Annotated in this window: 15 protein-coding genes; 7 read left to right on the top strand and 8 right to left on the bottom strand. The window is 41.8% G+C overall.

All coding sequences use genetic code 11. The annotated features are described in order from the left end of the window. Positions 1–5: 5 nt before the first annotated feature. Positions 6–2,156 (bottom strand): S46 family peptidase, encoded by a 2,151-nt coding sequence (locus QT327_RS21945; protein WP_289554056.1) that lies wholly within the window; start codon positions 2,154–2,156, stop codon positions 6–8. A gap of 124 nt (positions 2,157–2,280) precedes the next feature. Continuing rightward, complete coding sequence (locus QT327_RS21940) at positions 2,281–4,638, bottom strand: OstA-like protein (RefSeq protein WP_289554055.1); 2,358 nt, start codon at positions 4,636–4,638, stop codon at positions 2,281–2,283. Positions 4,639–4,896: 258 nt separating this feature from the next. Here QT327_RS21940 and QT327_RS21935 point away from each other — a divergent pair, with 258 nt between their 5' ends. Both QT327_RS21935 and bshA read left to right on the top strand, forming a co-directional pair. Continuing rightward, the gene (locus tag QT327_RS21935; RefSeq protein ID WP_130854467.1) at positions 4,897–6,711 is read left to right on the top strand and encodes a serine hydrolase domain-containing protein; all 1,815 of its coding nucleotides are present in this window, start codon (positions 4,897–4,899) and stop codon (positions 6,709–6,711) included. 145 nt (positions 6,712–6,856) lie between these two features. Next, positions 6,857–7,999: an N-acetyl-alpha-D-glucosaminyl L-malate synthase BshA gene (bshA, locus tag QT327_RS21930; protein WP_130854468.1), complete on the top strand. Its 1,143-nt coding sequence runs from the start codon at positions 6,857–6,859 to the stop codon at positions 7,997–7,999. A 53-nt stretch (positions 8,000–8,052) separates the two neighbouring features. On the opposite strand, the gene QT327_RS21925 is transcribed toward bshA, so the two are convergent. After that, a complete protein-coding gene (locus QT327_RS21925; protein WP_289554054.1) occupies positions 8,053–9,183 on the bottom strand; it encodes a lactonase family protein in 1,131 nt (376 codons plus the stop codon). A 50-nt stretch (positions 9,184–9,233) separates the two neighbouring features. Beyond that, positions 9,234–9,584: a phage holin family protein gene (locus QT327_RS21920; protein WP_013664900.1), complete on the bottom strand. Its 351-nt coding sequence runs from the start codon at positions 9,582–9,584 to the stop codon at positions 9,234–9,236. Between the two features lie 191 nt (positions 9,585–9,775). On the opposite strand from QT327_RS21920, the gene rimP reads away from it, so the two are divergent. The 3 genes from rimP to infB all read left to right on the top strand — a co-directional run bounded on the left by rimP (position 9,776) and on the right by infB (position 14,629). Beyond that, positions 9,776–10,240: a ribosome assembly cofactor RimP gene (gene rimP / locus QT327_RS21915; protein ID WP_130854469.1), complete on the top strand. Its 465-nt coding sequence runs from the start codon at positions 9,776–9,778 to the stop codon at positions 10,238–10,240. A gap of 1 nt (position 10,241) precedes the next feature. Then, positions 10,242–11,477 (top strand): transcription termination factor NusA, encoded by a 1,236-nt coding sequence (gene nusA / locus QT327_RS21910; protein ID WP_013664898.1) that lies wholly within the window; start codon positions 10,242–10,244, stop codon positions 11,475–11,477. A 113-nt stretch (positions 11,478–11,590) separates the two neighbouring features. Continuing rightward, entirely contained in the window at positions 11,591–14,629 is a 3,039-nt protein-coding gene (infB, locus tag QT327_RS21905; protein WP_130854470.1) for a translation initiation factor IF-2, read from the top strand. Between the two features lie 110 nt (positions 14,630–14,739). On the opposite strand, the gene QT327_RS21900 is transcribed toward infB, so the two are convergent. After that, on the bottom strand, positions 14,740–16,563 hold the full coding sequence (locus tag QT327_RS21900; RefSeq protein WP_289554053.1) for an ABC transporter ATP-binding protein: 1,824 nt from the start codon (positions 16,561–16,563) through the stop codon (positions 14,740–14,742). A 194-nt stretch (positions 16,564–16,757) separates the two neighbouring features. Here QT327_RS21900 and QT327_RS21895 point away from each other — a divergent pair, with 194 nt between their 5' ends. Then, a complete protein-coding gene (locus QT327_RS21895) occupies positions 16,758–17,918 on the top strand; it encodes a pyridoxal phosphate-dependent aminotransferase (protein ID WP_289554052.1) in 1,161 nt (386 codons plus the stop codon). Positions 17,919–17,934: 16 nt separating this feature from the next. Continuing rightward, positions 17,935–18,777: a prephenate dehydrogenase gene (locus QT327_RS21890; RefSeq protein ID WP_289554051.1), complete on the top strand. Its 843-nt coding sequence runs from the start codon at positions 17,935–17,937 to the stop codon at positions 18,775–18,777. A 26-nt stretch (positions 18,778–18,803) separates the two neighbouring features. Here QT327_RS21890 and QT327_RS21885 read toward each other — a convergent pair whose 3' ends face one another. Genes QT327_RS21885 through QT327_RS21875 form a run of 3 tightly spaced genes read right to left on the bottom strand, consistent with a single transcriptional unit; the run spans position 18,804 to position 21,392 of the window. Continuing rightward, entirely contained in the window at positions 18,804–19,514 is a 711-nt protein-coding gene (locus QT327_RS21885; protein WP_289554050.1) for a 16S rRNA (uracil(1498)-N(3))-methyltransferase, read from the bottom strand. 12 nt (positions 19,515–19,526) lie between these two features. Beyond that, on the bottom strand, positions 19,527–20,846 hold the full coding sequence (locus QT327_RS21880) for a hemolysin family protein (RefSeq protein ID WP_289554049.1): 1,320 nt from the start codon (positions 20,844–20,846) through the stop codon (positions 19,527–19,529). Positions 20,847–20,849: 3 nt separating this feature from the next. Continuing rightward, on the bottom strand, positions 20,850–21,392 hold the full coding sequence (locus tag QT327_RS21875; RefSeq protein ID WP_013664891.1) for an inorganic diphosphatase: 543 nt from the start codon (positions 21,390–21,392) through the stop codon (positions 20,850–20,852). Positions 21,393–21,408: the final 16 nt, after the last annotated feature.

Genomic DNA, 21,408 nt, shown 5'->3' with positions numbered 1-21,408 from the left:
TGCCATTATTCGGCAAGGGTCATCTCATCCACCAAATGTTTCGCTCCTGCAAACTTATCCATGATAAACAAAACGTAGCGAATATCAACGGCAATTGTCCGTTGGAGTTGCTGATCAAAAATCACATCGCCTGCCATTGCTTCTATATTACCATCGAAAGCAATACCGATTAACTCCCCTTTTCCGTTGATGACCGGGGACCCCGAGTTTCCACCGGTTATATCGTTATTGGTGAGGAAATTCACAGGCATATACCCGGCACGATCAGCATATCTCCCAAAATCTTTCGTCTTATACAGGTCGATCAATCTTTGAGGGAGATCAAATTCTTCATCCTTTGGCTTGTATTTTGCAATCGTCCCTTTCAACGTTGTGTAGAAGTTCTCTTTCGCATCATTTCGAGGATCGGCAGGAAGCGCGGTTATTTTACCATACGTTAAGCGCAAAGTACTATTGGCATCGGGGTAATATATTTTTTTCGGGTTAGCTTTGCGCATTCCTTCCACCATCAACCTAAATGCCCGCTGGAAATTAGCCTCTTCTTTCTTTTGCTCTTCATCGGTGTAGCGATACCGAGTCATTAAATCAGATGAAAGAAGAAAGAGTGGGTCTTGCTCGATCTGCTCCGCTTGCGGATTGGTTAAAAAAGTAAGCAGCTTCTCTTCTGAAGAAAATATACTCGATTCAAATGCCTGCTTAATATAATTATTAAAAGTGCCGCCGTTTGCCCGACTAAGAGAATCAACACGAGGAGCTAGGCCTCCTGCTTTAGCCTTGCTTGCATATAGATTCAACTCCGCAGCCAATACATCTTGTTCCAACGGCAGATACAGTTTCTCATATTGACTTGCGATCTCTGTTTTCAGGCTCGACTTAAGTTCCGCCTTTTTGGCATCGGTACCATCGGCATAAATTAACAGCGCCCTTCCCAAAACATAAGGCAGTGAGGCAAAGTTACTTGAACGTAACATACCCATCATGTAATTATCATGACGACTTTTTTCGTTAGTCAATTCATAATAGCGATTGATGGTCTCTATTACCTCCCCAAATCGGGCTTTATTGTCTTTTTTATTTGCCCATTGGTTGAATTTTGATTCTTCCGCTCGCTTGGTGGCAGCAGTTTGATGCTTGCTAAGTGCATCAATCATTCCCTGCCTGTTTTTCCAATAATTTGCGACCTGTGCGTATTTTGAAGCATATTCAAGCTTTACCTGCTGATTTTGATCCATATGCTTCTTCATGTTATCCATACCAACTTTGGATGCTTCAACCCAAGCCGGATACGCAAAGTTCACATTTTGGTCAATTCCGGCAGCAGGCATCCACCGATTGGTTCGCCCGGGATAACCCAGTATCATCGCAAAGTCGTTCTCCTGAAAACCCTTCAAGCTGACGGGTAGGTGATACTTAGGTTTTAACGGAACATTATTTTCGTTGTATTCGGCCGGATTGCCCTCTCTATCGGCATATACGCGAAATAACGAAAAATCGCCTGTGTGACGTGGCCACTCCCAATTATCGGTATCACCTCCAAACTTTCCTATGCTATTCGGCGGTGTGCCTACCAATCTAACATCATTATAATCTTGGTATACAAAGTAGTAGTATTCGTTGCCATTGTAAAACGATTTTACAGAGACTACATATTTTCCTCCTTCACTATTTTCCTGTTCAATATGTGCAATTTCTCGATTAATTACCTGCTCCCGTTCAAACTCGCTCATCTGGTCATTCACTTTACTCAGGATACGCTTTGACACGTCGTCCATCCGCACAAAGAAGCGGACGGAAAGCGATTTAGGTTTTAACTCTTCTTGCTTACTTCGAGCCCAAAAGCCATTCGTCAGATAGTCGTGCTCAGGCGTAGACAGTTCAGCAATAGCACCATATCCGCAGTGATGGTTAGTCAAGACTAAGCCGTCTTTCGAAACGATTTCAGCCGTACATCCTCCGCCGAATTGAACAATGGCATCTTTTAAACTTGAGTGGTTAATACTATAGATTTCTTCAGATGTCAGCTGTAATCCCATCTTTTGCATATCCCGGTGGTTCAATCGGTCAATATGCATGAGAAACCACATTCCTTCATCGGCTCTGACAACGGTGAATGGAAGTAAGAGCAAAAATAAGAACCAAATTTTCTTCGTTTTCATATGTTTTTATGTGTGTAATATTCTTTGCCGAGACAACTAATCGGTTAAATAATTGGATCTCGACAAGGTGTTAAGTAAGGCAACAAAGATGCATTTTATTTATCTGCTATGCAAATACCCCTACTTATTGGCTAATAAGGGTTTTCTCTTTGTTTTTTATGCTATCAGGCTGCTGCTTCTGTTCGGGGGCAGTCACAGCATCTTTTTCTTTATTGGGCGTATTGGGTGCCGGCGTTTTAACTCCTTCTTTTCGCTTTACGGTTGGCATTTGTTTTGTCATTTTCTTAGATTGCGTAGAATCGACTTGCAAACTGTCCTTTGCCGAACCTTCCGTGCTGTCTGCTACAGGTTCGGAGGCAATAGAAATGGGGTTAATAATCTCTTCTTTGCTTTTTGGTCTATCTTTTGGTTTCCAAATGAAACCAGGCAGTATCTCTTTATCTGGATCAAATGCAGCAACCGGCGTATAGCTAGTCTCGGTTTTACGGATATTGAGTATTTCGGAAACCTCGTTGTTATTAAATAGGATCTTTATTCGCGCACCGATACTTTTGGTCATGCCATTTATCTTATTATCTTCCTGTGTGTAGTAAATGCTTTCAGCATTTCCGTCAACGTACATCAGTGCTAGTTTGTTATCGGTAAAGAAGCCGGTAATCTTTCGCCCTTTTACCTGATTAAACTTAACCGAATCGAGTTGTGTACTAACGATAAAGGCATTGCTTTTTAAAAGCATATTATCTAGCTTTTGATTTTTCAGTTGCATATAAATGGTATCACCGGATAGCTGCGAACCCTGTGCCCAGATCATGGGATTGCCATAACATCTGATAACAGAATCGGGATAACCGTAATAAGCCGAATCGGCACGTGCCTGTAGATCCGATTTGAAAATACGCATGTGATGGTAAGCCTTCACAATCCGGGTTCTAGCGGTGTCTAGGTTACTCGAATCTCTTGGCGACCGATCCAAAGCCGACGCTTTTGCCAATAATAAAGAGCTATCCGCCTGCCCTATCTTCGGAATGCTGCCGATGGAGTCGATTAATAAACTATCAGCCGCCAGCTCACTGCTGATCAATTCTCGCTGTGTTTTGGCAATCGAATCATCACGAAGCTTGGTACTCTTGGCAATCACCTTTTTAATACCTTCTTCGTTAAGCTCTTTTGTATGTACTTTTTTATAGGTACTATCTTCAGAAGCCAGCTTCATCAAAGAGTCCGCCGACAAATCAGGCTTCTTTATTCGTATCGTACTGTCTAATAAGGATTCAGCGTTTAAACTATCACTCAAAAGAGCAGATTTTTTTACTCGGTTCAAACTATCTATGTCAACTAATTGGGTAGAATCGGTCGAAGTTGAATCCAGGGATGCAGTCCCCAAACTATCGGTAGCTGCTTCGGTAAAATCCTCTTCTTCCTCCGCATCTAAATCGCCTCCATCCCGCCGCAAATTAAGTTCAATAGGTTTAGAATCCCTCAAAAAAATGACGCGTGAATACAACGTATCAGCAGCCATATAAACCGAATCTGTACCGGATTTCGGTGAATTAACTAAGGAGTCGTTCCGTATGGAATCTCGCGAAGCTAACAGCAGATTATCCTGTCCCAAAGTATCAGTAGCTAGGCTGTCCTTCGAGCTCTTCTTGGCCGTTGAGTCGTTATTTACCACCATAATCATATAGGCCTTATCCGTCATGGTAATACTCTCGTCCTTTTTTAGATAAACACCTCGCTGGCCATATAAAATTCCTTGTTGTACCGTATCAATAAATACAACATTCTTGATCGCCCGTCCATAACCCTGCTTACCATCATAATAAAGGCTATCACCACGCAAAAATTTACTTCCTTCGGTGTACAGGTTATTTTTTCCAAAACGTGCCCGGTCGGTTTCAGTATGGTAGTCGCCGTTTTCTGTATAGAGGTTACCACCGTTTTTGCCTTTTATATTGGTAGGGCCATAAAAGTAGGCCATTTTTGAAAGCGAATTGTAGCGTAGCGTATCGGTAAAAATATTGGACTCGGGTGTACGGACCACTACATCATGCCTAAAATAGGCATCCGAGCTGTTTTCGAAGTAGTAACCGATTTTACTATTGAGAGTATCCTTTTGGTTGACAATGCGTCCACCTCCGGTATAGGTTCCTATTTTCGAGTTGAGGTTATAGGTAAGGTGATTCGTTGTTAAGACAGCACCTTTTGTATCTACCATCCTCACATTATTTGTTAATATGGCAATTCGATCATCTTTTATATAGTGAAGCTTATCGGCGTATACCACCGTACCATTCGGCTGGGTAATAACGACGTTTCCAAACGCATCAAAAAAGCGTTCCTCCGGATTATAGTCTGAACTATCTGCTGATAGCGTGCTACCTTCATGTAAAAAAACAGGTTTATAAAATCGATTGACCCCCCACTCCTTCCGCGCCTCATAATCCCGTGAACTGATTAACCTTACTTCCTTTTGCGCTTGCACAAAAAAAGGAAGTATACAGCATAACCAAGTTAACAGTATAGTACATTTCTTCACTTGGCAAAGGTACCTAAATAAATAGCTTGATGGAATGTTTTAAGAAATTTTAACAAAGACTTTCGATCGCGAATCGTCACGTGGATACGAGTGTAGCAAAGATTTCTCGTTTATAATTAAGAACACACTTTATCGATGTATTTCTACATATTGCATATAACCGTTAATTTGCCTAAGTTCGATCATTATCATAAAAGCAAACTTATGTATATACCAAAGCACTTCTCTTTCCTTCTTATTTTTCTTTTAATTGCCCTTAATGCCTGTGCGCAAAGCGTGCACCAAGAAGATATCCAGCAGGTATTAGCTCAAAAAAAACAAAGCTTATCCCAAACGATCGCGTTGAATAATCAGACAGGCCTAGTTCCTATTAAGGGACTAAGAGATTTAAAGATAGCCAGTATTGATCTGGGTTTTGAACAGTCAAACCAATTTAATACTATGTTATCTCGTTATGCTTCTGTTGACACTTATCGGGGAGATGCAAATCTGGCATCCTTGCAGCTATTAAGTGAGCAGATAAAATTTCATAACCTGCTTATTATTCAACTTGCAAAAGATGTAGCCGCCAGTCAAACGATACTCGACTTCATCAAAAATGAAATAGCGAGCAAGAAGGTAATCATCTGCGGTTTTGGTTCGCCGCAAAAATTGGCTTTGCTCGATGAACTTGATGTTCCGATTATTTGGTCGACCGATACCACTGTGATTGCCGCGCAAAACAGTGCCTCGGCTATTTTTGGCGGAATTGCCATTACCGGGAAATTGACGACGAACATTTCGCCCCGCTTCCCGGCAGGCAGCGGCTTTACCACCATTAAAACACGATTAGGTTACGATTTGCCTGAATCAGTTGGAATAAAGAGCGTAAACTTGACCGATCCAATAGGTAAGATTGTCAGGGAGGCCATTGCAGAACAAGCTACCCCCGGGGCCGTTGTAATGGTCATAAAAAACGGTACGGTTATTTTTGAAGAGGCCTACGGCTTCCACACTTATGAAAAACAGCGACAGACACTCACTTCTGATATTTTTGACATGGCTTCTATCAGCAAAATTACAGCTACCACGCCAGCTGTAATGCGCTTATATGAAGAAAAAAAAATCGACCTTAATCAAACGATCGGCCACTATCTTTTTCAGGCAAGACAGACCAATAAAAGTAATGTAAAATTACGCGATGTTATGCTCCATCAAGCAGGTTTTGTTCCCTTTATACCCTTTTATAAAAATCTTAAACCGGGAGATGTCAGCAGCGACTCCTCCGCTACACACAATGTAAAAATAGCTGATGGACGCTATTTATTGAGTGATTATTACCGAAAAGTTATGTGGCCCGAAATGCTTCAATCGAAGTTGGAAACACCCGGAAAATATGTTTATAGCGACATTAGTATGTATGTAATGAAGGAGGTAGTTGAACAGCAAGCCTCTGAGCCTATTGAAACCTATGTACAGGAACAATTCTATCAACCTTTGGGCATGTATAAAACCGGTTACAATCCGCGACGACGTTTTGCGAAAGAAGAAATCGTACCGACCGAACGGGATACGTATTTTAGGGACACACTTCTACAAGGCTATGTACATGACCAAGGTGCAGCCATGGCCAATGGGGTTGCCGGGCATGCCGGAATATTCAGTACGGCAAACGACTTAGCTATTTATGGACAAATGCTACTGAACAAAGGCACTTATGGAGGCGAGATTTACTTTGCCCCACGGATTGTTGAAGAATTTACCGGCAAGCAATCAACCGTTAGCAGAAGAGGCCTGGGATTTGATCGGAAAGATCCTGACACAAGCAAAGCTTATCCTTCTGCATTGGCTTCAGCTGCGACCTACGGCCATACGGGTTACACGGGCACTTGCATTTGGATAGATCCGGAACATCAATTGACTTACATTTTTCTATCAAATCGTGTTCATCCGAGCGTAACAAACAAGTTGTATGAGCTAAATATTCGTTCCAGGATTCAGGATGTAATTTACGAAGCGATTGCTAAGGGGCTCGAATAATACTTGACATAGACTTAACAATTACTACAGAAAATAACGTTTAATTTGCAGCCACATTGAACGATGAATCATGCAATTGGGTGCATATTATTTAGTTACATCCATTGTTTATCGTCAGTTGTTATAAAACTTATTGTATTATCAAATGAAGATAGGTATTGTATGTTACCCAACATTTGGAGGTAGCGGTGTGGTGGCTACAGAATTGGGCAAGGGCTTGGCCGCTAATGGGCATCAGGTACATTTTATTACGTACAGTCAACCCGCGCGACTTGATTTCTTCTCTGCGAATCTATTTTACCATGAGGTAAGTATATCCAAATATCCGCTATTCGATTTCCCGCCGTATGAATTGGCTTTAGCCAGTAAACTGGTTGATGTAGTCCGCTTCGAAAAACTCGATCTATTACATGTACATTATGCGATACCGCATGCTTCTGCGGCTTTCATGGCCAAGCAGATACTGGAAACCTATGGGATTCGCATTCCGGTAGTTACGACGCTTCACGGAACCGACATTACCTTGGTGGGAAAAGATCCAAGTTATAATCCGGTAGTCACCTTTTCGATCAATCAGTCGGACGGTGTCACTGCGGTATCCACTAATTTGAAAGAAGACACCATCAAACATTTTGAAGTAGCCAAAGATATCCGGGTGATCCCTAATTTTATCGATTTGACGCGGTTTAGCTTAAAGCCCCGCGAGCATTTCAAAAAAGCCATCGCCCCCGGTGACGAGCGCATTTTAGTCCATACATCGAACTTTAGAAGAGTAAAGCGGACATCCGATGTGATCAAAGTCTTCCAAAAAATCCAGGAAAAGGTACGATGTAAGCTTTTAATGGTAGGTGACGGGCCCGATCGGGTAAATGCTGAACAGCTCTGCCGAGATTTAGGTGTTTGTAACGATGTACGCTTTTTAGGGAAGCAGGACGCCATTGAAGAAATACTTTCGGTTGCGGATCTCTTTATGATGCCGTCCGAGTCAGAGAGTTTTGGTTTAGCAGCCTTGGAAGCAATGGCTTGCAGTGTGCCGGTAGTTTCGTCTAATGCAGGCGGTTTACCGGAACTGAATGTGGATGGTGTAACGGGCTTTCTGGATGACGTGGGTGATATTGATCGCATGGCAGCCCACGCGGTTTATATACTTGAAGACAACGACCGGCTGGCAACATTCAAAGCAGCTGCTTTAGCGCGCGCTAAGGAATTTGATTTAGGATTAATTTTACCGGTTTACGAGAATTATTACCAGGAAGTAATCGATCAAGTAAAAGCGAGTGTTATATAAACAAGTAAGGAGGTTCCACGAGGAACCTCCTTACTTGTTTTATGAGTTAACCACTATTCATCAAACAGCACACAAACCGGCGCCCCTATTTCTATACGGTTTCCTGTGTTTTTTAATCTACCTGTCTGCTCATCGCGTGCGAATACAATGACATCATCGGTGTATTGGTTTGCCACCAAAAGATGCTTTCCGTCGGGAGAAATAGCAAAATTTCGCGGCCCCTTACCTTCTACCGACTGATTTCCAACATAAGATAGTTTCCCATCCTTCTTGTTAATGGCATAAATCGCCATATCATTGGCTTCGCCCCGATTCGAGGCATATAAGAATTTACCATCCGGCGATATATGAATATCTGCTGCTCCAACATCTCCCTTATAAGAAGGCGGCAACATACTAATTTCCTGTATAGCTGTTAATTGCCCATCACTATAAGCATAAACCGTAACAGCAGCCTTCATTTCCTGAACAAGGTAAACATATCTTCCATCCTTAGCGAACGTAATATGTCGTGGACCACTGCCCGGAGACGCCTTCGCGACTTTTGCTTCTGTTGATAGCGGTGCGTTTTTATTCAATGCGTCATAACCATATACATTAATACGATCAGTACCGAGATCTTGCACCAATAGGAATCTTCCATCGGGCGACAAAGTTGCCGAATGAACGTGAGGCTTTTCTTGTCTACTTTTATTCGGCCCGCTTCCTTCATGCTTTATCAATTGGACTTTTTCCGTCAAACTGCCATCAGGTTGAACTCCAAAAACGGTAAGGCTTCCGCCGGAATAGTTGGATACCACCACATGGTTATCTTTTTGATCCACTATGACATGACAGGGGCTGTCGCCATGCGTTAGTTGTGTATTCAGTAAAACAAGTTTACCATCCGTAGGATGATATTTAAACGTACTAATCGCTCCTTCCCCGGTATTTAATTCGTTCACGGCATAGAGGTATTTCTTGTCGGCACTCAATGCCAAAAAGGACGGGTCAGACGACGCAACCTCATTTTTATACGTTAAGCTCCCGGAACTTGGATCAAAAGAGTACACATAAATCCCTTTGCTTTTGCCTGTATTGGTATAGGTTCCAATAAGAACATTAATCGTTTTTGTTTGAGCTTTTAATACCATGGGCAATAAAATCATGCAACCTAACAAGCGGCATATATTAACAGGTTTCATAAATGATGTTTTATAAAACCAAGTATACATAAAATATTAAGTACCATCAATTAATTTTCGCGATTCGTCCCGAAAAGGCTGCTCAAAATCATTTGAATAACGGCTGTTAAAATAGCGAAGAACATGGCCGAGAAAAAGCCACTAACCGAAAATCCACTCATGATGCTACTGACTAACATGACCATCAGAACAGTGATAATAAAAGATATTAAGCCCAAGGTTAAGATATTCAAGGGCAAGGTAAAAAAGCGTAGGATTGTACCTACCGTAGCATTGGCCAAAGCAATCAATATGCCGGCAAGCATGGCACTCCAAAAACCGGAAACTTCCGCTCCGGGAACAACGTAAGCCGCTCCCATAACGGCTAAACCGGTAATAATTAATTCAATGATAAATCTCATACATTTTTTCTTTAGCTATTACACAAACGAGTTTAGACCGAAAATGTTTAAAAAATCTATCCTGTATTTCGTTGTATCAAGAAAATCAACTATTTGAATTATTAAATAATTTGTCGTACATTTGCATATCTTGATGAAAGAGGGGACAGCATGGTCCCCTCTTTTTATTACAAGAAATTTGTAAATTCACTATGGGCATCGAGAAAAGGGTAACAGAATTAGTAGAAGAAAAGATTGCGGATCGTCCGGACTTATTTCTGGTAGACGTTAAAATGCACAGTAATGGCAAACTGATTATTCACATGGATGGAGATCAGGGAATAACTATTCAGGATTGCGCAGCCATCAGTAGACACGTCGGTTATCATTTAGAAGAGGAAAACGCGATAGAGAATGCGTATAATCTTGAAGTGTCATCACCGGGCATAGACACTCCATTAAAATTACTCCGTCAATATCAAAAAAATATTGGCCGGTCCATCACACTAAAAATGGCGGATGGTTCAAAACGAGAAGGCACCCTACTAGCGGCATCGGAAAAAGAGATGAAGTTAGCAGAAACAATCAAGGAAAAAGGCAAAAAAGCAATACAAGTGGAAACAGTGGTTCCACTGGATCAAATCATAGAAACAAAGGTTTTAATTTCATTTAAATAAAATGAGCAATATAAATTTAATAGACTCATTTCAGGAGTTTAAAGACTTCAAAAATATTGACCGCCCGACGGTGATAAGTGTGCTGGAAGAAGTATTCAGAAGCATGATACGTAAGCGTTTCGGCACAGATGAAAACTGCGATGTAATTGTTAATCCGGATAACGGTGACTTGGAAATTTGGCGCACAAGAACAGTTGTGGAGGATGAATTTTCCGAAGACGACGATTTGGAAATCGAACTTGCGGAAGCTCGCAAAGTAGATCCGGATTTAGAAATCGGTGATGATTTCATTGAAGAGATCACCTTGGAGAGCTTTGGAAGAAGAGCGATTCTTGCGGCAAGACAAACCTTGGTTTCGAAGGTACTGGAACTTGAAAAGGACGAAATCTTTAAGAAGTATAAAGACCGTGTAGGTGAGATCGTCACCGGCGAGGTATACCAAATATGGAAAAAAGAGACCTTGGTTTTGGACGACGAGGGGAACGAATTAATCTTACCTAAAACTGAGCAAATTCCGGCCGATTATTTCAAGAAAGGGGATACGATCCGTGCGGTAGTTTATAAGGTAGACATGATGAATACGACTCCTAAAATCATCATTTCACGTACCGCTCCTGAATTTTTACAACGATTATTTGAACTGGAGGTTCCCGAAATCTTCGATGGGTTGATCACCATTAAGAAAATCGTTCGCGAACCGGGTGAGCGGGCAAAAGTTGCCGTTGAATCATACGATGATCGTATCGATCCGGTAGGAGCCTGTGTAGGGATGAAAGGTTCTCGTATTCATGGAATTGTTCGTGAATTGCGCAATGAAAATATCGACGTGATCAATTTCACGAACAATATTTCCCTGTATATACAACGTGCGTTAAGTCCGGCAAGAATCAGTTCTATTAAATTAGATGATGAAGAGAAAAGAGCTGCTGTTTATTTGCAGTCTGATCAAGTGTCACTTGCTATTGGCCGTGGCGGGCATAATATTAAGTTGGCGGGTAAACTAACCGGGTATGAGATTGACGTGTATAGAGAGAGTGACGAGAATGATGAAGATGTGGATTTGGAAGAATTTGCAGATGAAATTGACGGTTGGATTCTCGATGAGTTCAAGCGTGTTGGATTAGATACGGCAAAATCGGTATTAGCCTTATCAATGGACGAGCTGGTGCGTCGTACTGATTTAGAAGAAAACACAATACAAGAAGTAGTGCAGGTCTTACGTTCGGAATTTGAATAATTCGGCGGAGCGCGCACAAACAAAAGAATGCTTTGTTTATTATTTTAGTAATAAACAACTAAAAAGTATACTTTTGTAATATCACGTAATAAATTAAGAGGTAAATAGATTAAATGACAGAAGGTAAAAGCATAAACTTACTGAAAGCTGCAAAAGAACTGAATATCGGAATTGGTACAGCGGTTGATTTTCTGGCAAAGAAAGGCTATGAAATTGAAGCTAAACCTAACACTAAGTTAGACCGAGACATGTATGAAGTTCTTCTGCGAGAGTTTCAAGGAGATAAGATCGTGAAAGAGGAAGCCAATCAGATTGTGATTGGAAAGATTCGTCGCGAGGAGGCTCCTATTGAAACAACTGCATCAAAAGCAACGCAGCCTGAGGTTGAAAATGATGAGATATTAATTAAAAATAATAGCGCTTTCTCTCCTTCTGTTGAGGATACCAAAGCGAATGCTTACAAACCTCAGCAAAAGGAACCTTCTACTACAGATGAGCAACAAGATAAGGCCAAAGAACCAAGTTCTGAGCCTACCATGGGTGTTAAGGTAGTTGGAAAAATCGATCTTTCTAGCCTTAATCAGCGGAGTAGGCCCGATAAAAAGCCTTATAACAGAGAAGAACCCAAGGCAGAACAAACCGGCGAAACACCGGCTCCGGCTGCGGAGCAAAAACCGGAGCAACCGGTTGAAACTCCGAAAAGTGCATCTGTTACGGAAGAAAAACCTGCAGCTGTACAGGAGGAACCCAAAAAACAGGAACAAGCCCCAATAGAACAAAAGGAGCAACCAAAAGCCGAAGAAGTAAAGGCAAATGCACCTGGGCCGAAAGAACCGGAAAAGGAACCGGCTCCACAAAATGAGGTTATCAGAGCTCGGGCCGAGCATTTGAGTGGGCCTAAAGTGATTGGCAAAATAGAGTTGCCCACTTCTCCTCAAAAACGCAAGGATCAGCCGATTGCTTCTTCTTCCGGTGCCGGTAGTTTATCTGATCACAAACGGAAACGTAAGCGTAATACGCTTGGAGGGAATCAGAATCGCAATCAAGGGGATAATACGCAACAACAACGAGGCGGCCAACCTGCCGGAGGTGGTCAAACGCAAAATCGTCCTCACCCGGGTCAGGGACAAAATCAAGGTCCAAACCAAGGGGGACAACGACCCGATCAGCGCGGTGGTAAAGGAAAGCATGATTTTAAGGGACGCGGACGTCACGTTGAGACGCCGAAGGAAGAACCTTCGGAAAAAGAAATACAAGATCAAATAAAAGCAACGCTTGCCCGTCTCAGTGGAGCGGGTAAATCCGGTAAATTTGCCCAACGAGCAAAATTACGACGTCAAAAACGGGATGATGTAGCTTTATCTGCTGAGGAAGCAGCTTTAGAAAGGGAGATGCAATCAAAGGTTCTTCGTGTGACGGAATTTGTTACTGCGAATGACCTGGCCAACATGATGGATGTTTCGGTAACGCAGGTTATCTCAACGTGTATGAGTTTGGGAATTTTTGCTTCGATTAATCAACGGCTTGATGCAGAAACTTTGACAATTGTGGCTGATGAATTTGGTTACGAAGTTGAATTTGTTAAACCGGAAGATGAGGAGACTCATTCCTTAGAAGAAGACGATAATCCCGATAACTTGGTGCAACGCGCACCTATTGTTACGGTAATGGGACACGTCGACCATGGTAAGACCTCACTACTGGATTATATCCGGAAAACGAATGTGATCGGAGGCGAAGCCGGAGGTATTACCCAACATATTGGAGCATACGCCGTTAAATTGGATGATGGAAGAAAAATAACTTTCTTGGATACACCTGGACACGAAGCGTTTACAGCGATGCGTGCTCGTGGTGCCAAAATAACTGATATAGCCATTATCGTAATTGCAGCAGATGATAGCGTGATGCCACAAACCAAAGAGGCCATCAACCACGCACAGGCTGCAGGTGTACCAATAGTATTCGCCTTTACAAAAATCGACAAACCTGGGGCAAACGCGGATAAAATCAGGGAGCAGCTTTCTACCATGAATATTTTAGTGGAAGATTGGGGAGGAAAGTATCAGGCCCAAGAGATTTCCGGTAAGACTGGTTTAAATGTTGATTTATTATTGGAAAAAGTGCTTCTGGAAGCAGAGATGCTTGATCTAAAAGCGGATCCGAAGAAACGTGCCGTGGGTTCGGTTGTAGAAGCCGCACTCGATAAAGGTAGAGGTATTGTAACCACCGTGTTGATTCAAGGAGGTACTTTACGTGTTGGGGATCCGATCTTAGCAGGGTCTCATAGTGGTAAAGTAAAAGCACTTACCAACGAGCGTGGCCAGAAAGTGACTGAAGCGGGGCCTTCTACTCCTATCCAAATATTGGGAATGAACGGAGCGCCGACGGCGGGGGACAAATTTTATGTGCTCGAAAGTGAAGCTGAAGCCAGGCAGATTGCAAATAAGCGTCTACAGTTACAACGTGAGCAAGGGCTCCGCACACAGAAACACATTACCTTGGATGAAATCGGTCGCCGTTTGGCTATTGGAAACTTCAAAGAGCTCAATGTAATTGTGAAAGGTGATGTGGATGGTTCTATCGAAGCTTTATCAGACTCTTTACTGAAGTTATCCACAGAAGAGATCCAAGTAAACATTATACATAAGTCTGTTGGACAGATCTCGGAATCTGATGTTCTATTAGCGTCTGCTTCTGATGCGATTATAATTGGTTTCCAAGTCAGACCTTCTCAAAATGCTCGTAAGTTAGCTGAACAAGAACAGATTGATATCCGCTTATATTCGATCATTTACGATGCGATTGAAGAACTAAAAGCCGCGATGGAAGGCATGTTAGCTCCTAAATTTGAAGAGAAGATTGTTGCCAACGTAGAGATTAGGGAGACCTTTAAAATCAGTAAGGTAGGTACGATCGCGGGATGTATGGTGCTGGATGGAAAAATAAACCGTAATCACGATATCCGGTTAATCCGCGACGGCGTGGTTGTTTATTCAGGCAAGTTAGCTTCCTTAAAACGCTACAAAGATGATGTTAAAGAAGTATCTCAAGGCTACGAGTGTGGATTGAGTATTCAAAACTTTAACGATATCAAAGTAGGCGATATTGTGGAGGCTTATGAACAAGTAGAAGTAAAGAGAAAATTATAAAGAAGCTCTTCTATAAATAAAAAGGTTTTTCGATTGGAAAACCCCTTTTTTATTTAGCCGACTTCTTCGGAAGACATCCTATCTGCATAAGAAAAAAAGATCAAGGCTATCTATACTTCTTCAAACTGCTGCATATCAACCAAACGTTTGTACAAACCATTTCGAGCAATCAGTTCGTTATGGCTACCCTGTTCTACAATCGTACCGGATTCCAGAACAATAATAACGTCCGCGGACTGAATCGTGCTGAGTCGATGCGCGATCACCAAGGTGGTTCGGCTATGCATTAATTTATTTAAAGCATCTTGGACCAATTTTTCCGACTCCGTATCCAATGCGGACGTAGCTTCATCCAAAAGCAAGATAGGCGGATTGCGTAAAACAGCCCTTGCTATACAAATTCGTTGTCTCTGTCCTCCTGATAATTTAACCCCTCGATCACCAATATTGGTATAATATCCATTTTCAGTAGCCTCTATAAAATCATGTGCATTCGCAATTTTCGCTGCCGCCATCACTTGGTCCAGCGTTGCATCCAGCACGCCAAATGCGATGTTGTTAAATACGGTATCATTGAATAAAATCGATTCTTGGTTCACTGTCCCCATTAAGGATCGCAACGAATTGCTTTGAACATCCTTAATGTTTATACCATCGAAAGTAATCTCGCCCGACTGAACATCCTGGAACCGGGGAACTAAATCCATAAGCGTGGATTTTCCGCCACCGGAAGGGCCAACCAGGGCAACTGTTTTTCCTTTTGGAATATCAAAAGTTATATTGTTTAGCACCTTTTTATCCTGGTACGAAAAGCTTACGTTTTTGAACGCGATACCCTCTTTAAAATCAGTAATAGCGATTGCATTGGATGCATCTTGTATGGCAGGCCGCTCATCGATTAACTCCAACACACGTTCGCCTGCTGCAATCCCCGAGTGAATATTACTAAAAGAGTCGGTAATCGCTTTCGCTGGTCGCATCACTTGGGAGAACATAGCAATATAGGCGATGAAAGAAGCTGCATCCAATTCCTCACTCCCCGTAAGCACCAGATTACCCCCATAAAGTACTAGCGCCGCTACCATTAAAATCCCCAGCAGCTCCGATACCGGCGATCCTAGCTGTTGCCGTCTGGCCATTCTCCTACCCAATTTGGAATAATACACATTTTCATCATGGAACCTTCCCTTTACATAGGATGTAGCGTTAAAAGCCTTAATAATTTTCACACCCGATAAAGCCTCATCCAGATAACTGATCATTCTACCATATACCTGCTGCGCCTCCGTTGCTTGCTCCTTCAATCGCCTAACAATTAAAGAGATGATGAACGCAGACACGGGAATAACCAAAATGGCAAAGAAAGTTAGCTTATAACTAATCGCAAATAGCCAAATGATGTAAAACAGCAATTGCAATGGCTCCTTAAAAACAACTTGCAGCGTAGCTGTCACGGAAAATTGCACAACTTGTACGTCAGAAGCAATTTTAGAAATGATATCTCCTTTTCGTTGATTATTAAAGTATCCGACGTGCAGATCCATTACGTTATCAAAAACCGTTTTTCGGAGATTCAGCAACGTATGGATTCGAAGGTTCTCCATAATCCGTTGCGCGAAGTAGCGAAAGAGATTACTGACAAACACCGAAGCAACAATGACGATTAATACACGTTGCAAAGTTCCGTAAGGCCCGAATTGGTGACTCAATTCTTGCGCGTAATAATTAAAATGATCAATTAAGTTATACCAGTTATCCGGTTTGCTCACAACCTCCACCCTTTCCCCGTCAATAAATAGCGTATTCAGTAAGGGGATAAGAAGGGCTAAATTCAGTGTTCCGAAGAAGACAGTAATAAGCGTACAGATAATATAGGGTATAGCGTATTTCTCAATGGGTTTTGCAAAAGACAGTAATCTTAGATAGGTTTTCATTCAATGTTTTTAAACCAAAAGTCCAAAGGTAAGAAAAAGCTTAAATACTCCGGTAATAGAACGTAAAAAGTTGATCAACATACATATAAAACATGCAGATATTTACGTTACCTCCGGAAACAAAAAAAGTTCAGGGAGTTCTGATGTCAATAACGCAACTATTTTAGTAAATTAGGCCGCTTAAAATAGATGCGATGTTCATAGAGGTAGCTAAAAGATTACAGCATACAGAAGAATATTATTTCTCCAAAAAATTACGGGAAATCGACGAGCTTAATAAAGCAGGAGCGAGCGTTATTAATCTGGGAATCGGCAGTCCCGATTTACCGCCCCATCCAACGGTTATCGAAACATTAAACAAATATGCTGACCTACCCAATACCCATGCCTATCAGAGTTATAAGGGAGCGCCTGCCTTACGATCGGCCATTGCCTCTTGGTATAAGAAATATTATCAAGTAGAATTAAATCCGGACACTGAAGTATTGCCCCTTATTGGGTCGAAAGAGGGAATCATGCATATTTGCATGACTTACCTTCAAGAGGGAGATGAAGCCCTGATACCCAATCCAGGTTATCCGACCTATAGCTCTGCAGTTCGATTAACGGGTGCGAAGGGTGTATACTATGATTTGCAAGAAGCCAATGCCTGGCTTCCGGATTTAGAGGCACTGGCCAAACAAGATTTAAGTAAAGTGAAGCTGATGTGGGTTAATTATCCACATATGCCAACAGGGGCGAAGGCCGACAAGACCTTTTTTAAGGATTTGATCGCTTTCGCCAAAGCACATCGAATTCTCCTTTGTCATGATAATCCCTACAGTTTTATTTTGACGGAGGAACCAAGTAGTCTCCTGTCAATAGACGGGGCTAAGGATGTTGCTCTGGAATTAAATTCATTAAGTAAATCAAGTAATATGGCCGGATGGCGAATCGGAATGCTTGTAGGCCATCAAGATCGCATTAATGAGATTATGCGTTTTAAAAGCAACATGGATTCCGGTATGTTCTTGCCATTGCAAATGGCCGCGGCCGCGGCTTTAGAATTGGATGAGGATTGGTATACGTCACTTAATAAAATTTATCAGGGTCGGAGAGAAAAGGTCTATGAATTACTCCGAACGTTGAACTGCGATTTTGATGACACGCAGGTAGGTTTGTTTGTTTGGGCAAGCGTACCGGCATCTTATCAAGATGGCTACGCGTTAAGCGATGATGTATTGAAACAAGCGGCGGTATTTATAACTCCCGGTGGAATCTTTGGAAGTGCGGGTCAACATTATGTAAGAGTTAGCTTATGCACCACGGAAACAGTACTACAAGAAGCTATTGACAGAATCAAAGCAAAAATATAAACGATTTACAGATACAATGAAAATTGCCATTATTGGTGTAGGGTTAATTGGTGGATCAATTGCCATTACGCTCAAAGAGAAAAAATTTGCTTCGAAGGTTATTGGTATTGACAAAGATGAGCAAAATATAAAAAAGGCGCTAAGTTTGGGTCTGATCGACGAGGGAAAATCATTAGAAGAGGCCATAGCCGAAGCAGATATATTCATTTTAGCGGTGCCCGTTGATGCGATTTGTAAGATACTGCCAAGTCTACTCGACCAACTATCTCCCAAACAAGTGGTAATGGATATGGGATCTACCAAAGAGAAGCTTTTATCGCTGGTTGAAAACCATGAAAAGCGTGGGCGACTTGTCGCTTGCCATCCCATGGCAGGGACAGAATACTCCGGTCCGGAGGCTGCTGTTCCCAACTTATTCAGTGGAAAGACCATGATTTATTGCGATGCTACCAATAGTGATGAAGACGCTTTTGATACCGCAGAAGCGGTGGTAGACCAGTTGGAAATGAAGACAGTTTTCATGAACGCCAAAGAACATGACGTACACACCGCTTATGTTTCGCACATTTCGCATATCACTTCTTTTGCTTTAGCGCTTACCGTCTTAGAGAAAGAGAAGTCGCAAGGAAGGATTTTCGAACTAGCTAGTTCGGGATTTGAATCCACCGTACGTTTAGCCAAAAGTTCAGCGGATATGTGGGTACCCATATTCAGGCAAAATCGAAAAAACGTTATGGATGTTTTGGAGGAGCATATTCATCAATTGCAGAACATGCAACATCTATTGGAAATCGAAGATTACCAATCGTTTTATAAGCTGATTAAAAAATCGAACAAGATTAAGCGGATATTAAAGTAATGATGCAAAGCAACCGCTATGCTGCATCAATTTCTATTCAGGAGATTAATTTCCATACAGGCATATAAAGCAGCGGTTTCCGTTCTAAGACGTGTGTTCCCCAAGCTTATTGCCTGGCAGCCTTTGCTTATAGCGAATTCAACTTCCGAAGGACTGAAATCACCCTCAGGCCCAATAAGAACACAATAACTGCCATGAGGCTTTATTTCAGCGGTTAGGGTCACTTTAGTTGCTTCCAGACAGTGTGCTATAAAATGCTGCGTTGCCGGCAGTTCTTCAGCAAAACGACGAAAATCGATTGGTTCGTTAATTTTAGGGTGATAGGCGCTTAACGACTGTTTCACAGCAGCGGTCACCACCTTCATCAAGCGTTCGACTTTAAGCTCTTTACGTTCAGAATGCTCACAAATGATCGGTGTAATCTCATCGATACCGATTTCCGTTGCCTTTTCTAAAAACCATTCCAAGCGGTCCAGGTTTTTAGTGGGCGCCACTGCAATATGTAAATAGTGGTTTCGCTTCCCATAATTCCGCTCAATAGTTAAAATGCGGACTTTGGTGCGTTTGGGGTGCGCATCGGCAATTTCGACTCGAAACAAGCTGCCGCGTCCATCAATTAATACAATGGGATCACCTATGCCAAGCCTTAATACACGTGCGCAATGTTTACTTTCATCCTCATTAAGCACATATTCAATGGCATTAGCCTCAATATCCGGTGTATAAAAAAGGTGCACTATTAATTAATATCAATCCTCTTCTTCCATGTTCTCGCTGTCGCGAGGTAGCGACTCCAGCTTTACATATTCGATGTTCTGCTGTGTCTTCTTTAAAATAGTGAAGATATAACCGTGGAATTCTTTTCGCTCTCCAACATCCGGGATTTTATCGAAAACGGTTATTACTAGGCCGGAAAGCGTATCGTAATCTGAGCTTTCAGGCAACTCATACGGTAAATATTCATTCACGTCATGTACGCTGGCAGCAGCTTCAACGATATACTCGGTATCCGAAGCCTTTTCAACAATCGGTTTTTCTTCATCATATTCATCCTGAATTTCACCAACCAATTCTTCCACAATATCTTCCAATGTAACCATACCCGCCGTACCACCAAATTCATCGAGCACAATCGCTATTTGAATGCGTTTCAACTGAAATTCGCTCATCAAATCATTTATCTTCTTATTCTCCGCTATAAAATAAGGTTTTCTGATAATGGTTTTGAGCACGAATTCTTTATTATTTACCATTAAAGGTAAAATATCTTTGGCATGCACAATGCCGACAATCTTATCGATTGTTTCATCGTACACAGGAATTCTTGAGTAACCTTCACTGATAATGGTTTGCAGAAGCTCCTCCTTTGGGCTACTTAATTCAATACCGACGATCTTGGTTCTCGGTACCATGATGTTCTTTACAACCCGTTCATTAAAATCGAAGACGTTCTTAATCAACTCATGTTCAATCATATTCAAAGCACCGCTTTCCTTTCCTTGGTCCAAGAGGTATTGTAGCTCTTCAGTAGAGTGATGCGCTTCATGCATATGAGCACCAAAGCCTAAAAGGCGTAAAATAAAATTGGCGAATCCATTTAAGATCCAGATGAACGGGCGAAATATGACATAGAAAAACCTTAAAGGCAAGGACAAGGCCATAGTTGTCCCCACAGGACGTTGAATTGCTATCGACTTCGGAGCCAATTCACCGAAGACAATGTGCAGAACTGTTATAATAGAGAATGCTAAAACATGTCCAAGATTAGTAGCAATTTGCCCAGTCAACTCAACGTTAAACAAACCAAACACCTTGTTCACGATTTCGGTCATAACGGATTCGCCCACCCAACCGAGGCCAAGCGATGCCAATGTAATTCCAAGTTGGGTTGCCGCTAAATAACCATCTAAATGCTGAGTTATATGCTTAGCAACTTTTGCCACGCTATTACCGGATTTTGCTTTTACTTCAATTTGCGAAAGTCTAACCTTTACAATAGCAAATTCAGCAGCAACAAAAAACCCATTGAGCACTACCAGAAATAATGTGACAAAAATTTGGAAGCCCATGTACTATTTGTTAATGAACGTCTTCTGATAGAGCTCTAAGCTCTCCTGGATGCAAGTATACGCGAACGACTTACCCATCCATTTTTCAATGGTAACATTCTTTCCTTCCAGCGCCTTATAATCCTGAAAGAATCGAACGATTTCCTTCATCGTATGTGGAGGAAGCTCGGAAAGGTCATTAATATAGTTAACCGACATATCATTTTTTGCTACAGCAATAATCTTATCGTCCTGTTCACCTCCGTCAACCATGTGCATGACTCCAATGACTTTAGCTTCGATAATAGACATAGGAACTACATCCACGGAGCAGATAACCAGAATATCAAGCGGGTCTTTATCATCACAATACGTTTGGGGTATAAAACCATAGTTTGCCGGGTACATTACCGATGAAAATAAAACACGATCCAACTTTAGCAGACCGCTTTCTTTATCAATTTCATATTTGGCTTTGGAACCTTTAGGTATTTCTATGATTGCGTTTACGGAAGAAGGGACATCATCGCCCGGAGATACATTGTGCCACGGATGTGCGTTATTCATATAATTCTAAACTTAA

It is taken from the genome of Olivibacter sp. 47 (assembly GCF_030372825.1).
In the GTDB taxonomy this organism is placed as follows: domain Bacteria; phylum Bacteroidota; class Bacteroidia; order Sphingobacteriales; family Sphingobacteriaceae; genus Olivibacter; species Olivibacter oleidegradans.
Note: the sequence above shows the minus strand (reverse complement) of the source record. Positions and strands in the feature narration are given on the sequence as shown.

What these genes read in the sequence shown, in the direction of transcription:
- QT327_RS21945 (WP_289554056.1), bottom strand. Translation starts at nt 2,156, where the DNA reads ATGAAAACGAAGAAAATTTGGTTCTTATTTTTGCTCTTACTTCCATTC.
- QT327_RS21935 (WP_130854467.1), top strand. Translation starts at nt 4,897, where the DNA reads ATGTATATACCAAAGCACTTCTCTTTCCTTCTTATTTTTCTTTTAATT.
- bshA (WP_130854468.1), top strand. Translation starts at nt 6,857, where the DNA reads ATGAAGATAGGTATTGTATGTTACCCAACATTTGGAGGTAGCGGTGTG.
- QT327_RS21925 (WP_289554054.1), bottom strand. Translation starts at nt 9,183, where the DNA reads ATGAAACCTGTTAATATATGCCGCTTGTTAGGTTGCATGATTTTATTG.
- QT327_RS21920 (WP_013664900.1), bottom strand. Translation starts at nt 9,584, where the DNA reads ATGAGATTTATCATTGAATTAATTATTACCGGTTTAGCCGTTATGGGA.
- rimP (WP_130854469.1), top strand. Translation starts at nt 9,776, where the DNA reads ATGGGCATCGAGAAAAGGGTAACAGAATTAGTAGAAGAAAAGATTGCG.
- nusA (WP_013664898.1), top strand. Translation starts at nt 10,242, where the DNA reads ATGAGCAATATAAATTTAATAGACTCATTTCAGGAGTTTAAAGACTTC.
- infB (WP_130854470.1), top strand. Translation starts at nt 11,591, where the DNA reads ATGACAGAAGGTAAAAGCATAAACTTACTGAAAGCTGCAAAAGAACTG.
- QT327_RS21900 (WP_289554053.1), bottom strand. Translation starts at nt 16,563, where the DNA reads ATGAAAACCTATCTAAGATTACTGTCTTTTGCAAAACCCATTGAGAAA.
- QT327_RS21895 (WP_289554052.1), top strand. Translation starts at nt 16,758, where the DNA reads ATGTTCATAGAGGTAGCTAAAAGATTACAGCATACAGAAGAATATTAT.
- QT327_RS21890 (WP_289554051.1), top strand. Translation starts at nt 17,935, where the DNA reads ATGAAAATTGCCATTATTGGTGTAGGGTTAATTGGTGGATCAATTGCC.
- QT327_RS21880 (WP_289554049.1), bottom strand. Translation starts at nt 20,846, where the DNA reads ATGGGCTTCCAAATTTTTGTCACATTATTTCTGGTAGTGCTCAATGGG.
- QT327_RS21875 (WP_013664891.1), bottom strand. Translation starts at nt 21,392, where the DNA reads ATGAATAACGCACATCCGTGGCACAATGTATCTCCGGGCGATGATGTC.